At 49.5% G+C, this 2,804-nt stretch carries 5 protein-coding genes; all 5 read right to left on the minus strand.

The genetic code is table 11. The annotated features are described in order from the left end of the window. Window positions 1-494 (minus strand): 30S ribosomal protein S4 (gene rpsD, locus FQK12_RS16740; RefSeq protein ID WP_146295745.1); only part of this gene is annotated, 494 nt, incomplete at its 3' end. Window positions 495-527: 33 nt separating this feature from the next. Next, window positions 528-917 carry a 30S ribosomal protein S11 gene (gene rpsK, locus FQK12_RS16745; protein WP_004138423.1) on the minus strand — a complete coding sequence of 130 codons (390 nt, stop codon included), beginning with the start codon at window positions 915-917 and terminating at the stop codon, window positions 528-530. 16 nt (window positions 918-933) lie between these two features. After that, on the minus strand, window positions 934-1,290 hold the full coding sequence (rpsM, locus tag FQK12_RS16750) for a 30S ribosomal protein S13 (protein WP_004106333.1): 357 nt from the start codon (window positions 1,288-1,290) through the stop codon (window positions 934-936). Between the two features lie 146 nt (window positions 1,291-1,436). After that, window positions 1,437-1,553 (minus strand): 50S ribosomal protein L36, encoded by a 117-nt coding sequence (gene rpmJ, locus FQK12_RS16755; RefSeq protein ID WP_000868187.1) that lies wholly within the window; start codon window positions 1,551-1,553, stop codon window positions 1,437-1,439. A gap of 31 nt (window positions 1,554-1,584) precedes the next feature. After that, a partial coding sequence (secY, locus tag FQK12_RS16760; protein ID WP_146295747.1) for a preprotein translocase subunit SecY occupies window positions 1,585-2,804 on the minus strand: 1,220 nt, incomplete at its 5' end.

Here is a 2,804-nt window from a genome sequence, read left to right on the forward strand (position 1 = left end):
CGCTGCTCAGCCAGCTCCAGAGCGGCTTTCACGCGAGATTGCTTTTTCGCTTTCTCACGAATGCTGACAACGTCATTCGCTTTAACCTGATAAGAAGCGATGTTAACAACACGACCGTTTACCATGATAGCTTTGTGGCTAACCAGCTGACGTGATTCAGCACGAGTCGCGCCGAAGCCCATACGGTATACAACGTTGTCCAGACGACCTTCCAGCAGAGTCAACAGGTTTTCACCGGTGTTGCCTTTCAGACGCGCTGCTTCTTTATAGTAGTTACGGAACTGACGCTCCAGCACACCGTACATACGGCGAACTTTTTGCTTTTCACGCAACTGCACACCATAGTCAGACAGACGCGGTTTACGCGCACCGTGCTGGCCAGGAGCTTGTTCAATTTTACACTTGGTATCGATCGCGCGAACGCCAGACTTAAGGAACAGGTCTGTGCCCTCACGACGGCTCAGCTTGAGCTTAGGACCCAAATATCTTGCCATTTTCTTTCTCCAACAATCCTAGAAACGAACGCGTTATACGCGACGTTTTTTCGGCGGACGACAACCGTTATGAGGGATCGGAGTCACATCAGTAATATTAGTGATGCGGAAACCAGCGGCGTTCAGTGCACGAATAGTAGATTCGCGACCTGGACCCGGACCTTTGACCATAACTTCCAGATTCTTGATGCCGTATTCTTTTACGGCTTCAGCGCAACGCTCTGCTGCAACCTGAGCTGCAAACGGAGTGGATTTGCGAGAACCACGGAAACCGGAACCACCGGCTGTTGCCCAACCCAGCGCGTTACCCTGACGATCGGTAATGGTAACGATGGTGTTGTTAAAAGAAGCATGGACATGAGCCACGCCATCAGAGACTTGTTTTCTTACACGCTTACGTGCACGAACTGGTGCCTTTGCCATTATTCAATCACCCCGACTATTTCTTGATCGGTTTACGCGGACCCTTACGGGTACGTGCGTTGGTCTTAGTACGCTGACCGCGAACCGGAAGACCACGACGATGGCGTAAACCACGATAGCAACCAAGGTCCATCAGACGCTTGATGCTCAGGGTGATTTCACGGCGCAGATCACCTTCAACGACAAATTTACCAACCGCTTCACGCAGGGATTCAATTTGTTCTTCAGACAGCTCACTGATCTTAACATTTTCAGCGATACCCGTGTCAGCACAGATGGCTTTAGAGCGGGTCTTGCCGATACCGAAAATAGCAGTTAATGCGATTACGGTATGTTTGTGATCAGGAATGTTAATGCCTGCTATACGGGCCACTATGCACTCCTACTATTTAATATGTACGCACCATGCTGAAAAGCCCGTTTTCAGGATACTCAAATGGAAACGTACAGACATACAAAAGATTGGCTGGCTAATCTAGCCAGCTCAACCCAACTTTGCAAGAAAAATATGCGAATAAATCAGCCTTGGCGCTGTTTATGCTTCGGCTCGGCACTGCAAATCACGCGGATGACGCCATCACGCTTAACGATTTTGCAGTTACGGCATAATTTCTTGACGGAAGCACGAACTTTCATTTTTACTCTCCGTAACTTCTCGAGCGACCTGTTAGCGGCCGTAGCCTTTCAGGTTCGCCTTCTTCAATGCAGACTCGTACTGACTCGACATCATCAGAGTTTGCACTTGAGCCATAAAGTCCATAATCACGACAACAACGATAAGCAGTGAGGTTCCACCGAAGTAGAACGGTACTTTCATTGCATCACGCATGAACTCCGGGATCAGGCAGATAAAAGTGATGTATAACGCACCGACCAAAGTCAGGCGAGTCATTACTTTATCGATATACTTCGCCGTTTGCTCTCCCGGACGAATTCCTGGTACAAATGCACCGGACTTCTTCAGGTTATCTGCTGTTTCACGCGGGTTGAAAACCAACGCCGTGTAGAAGAAACAGAAGAAGATGATTGCAGACGCATAGAGTAACACATAAAGCGGTTGCCCAGGCTGCAAATACAGCGAAATTGTTGTCAGCCAGTTCCAACCAGTACCGCCCCCGAACCATGATGTAATGGTAGCCGGGAACAGAATAATACTGGAAGCGAAGATTGCCGGGATAACCCCTGCCATATTCACTTTCAGCGGTAAATGTGTGCTCTGTGCAGCATAGACACGACGACCCTGTTGACGTTTAGCGTAGTTTACCACAATGCGGCGTTGACCACGCTCTACAAAGACAACAAAGAAGGTCACTGCAAATACTAATACTGCAACCAACAGCAACAGGAGGAAGTGCAGGTCGCCTTGACGCGCTTGCTCGATAGTATGGGCGATGGCCGGCGGGAGACCCGCAACGATACCGGCGAAGATAATGATTGAGATACCGTTTCCGATACCGCGCTCAGTAATCTGTTCGCCGAGCCACATCAGGAACATCGTTCCTGAGACCAGACTAACAACAGCGGTGAAATAGAATGCAAAGCCTGGATTAATCACCAGGCCCTGCATACCAGGCATATTCGGCAGACCGGTAGCAATACCGATCGACTGGAATATCGCCAGCACCAGAGTACCGTAGCGGGTGTACTGGCTGATCTTACGACGACCAGACTCCCCTTCTTTCTTCAGCTCCGCTAACGGCTGATAAACAACCGTCAGCAGCTGGACAATGATCGATGCCGAAATATACGGCATGATACCCAACGCAAAGATAGAAGCACGGCTGAGAGCACCACCAGAGAACATGTTGAACATTTCAATGATGGTGCCTCGCTGTTGCTCAAGCAGTTTGGCAAGTACAGCGGCATCAATACCAGGGATCGGAATAA

It is taken from the genome of Klebsiella sp. ME-303 (assembly GCF_007910085.1).
GTDB classification, from domain to species: Bacteria; Pseudomonadota; Gammaproteobacteria; order Enterobacterales; family Enterobacteriaceae; genus Klebsiella; species Klebsiella michiganensis.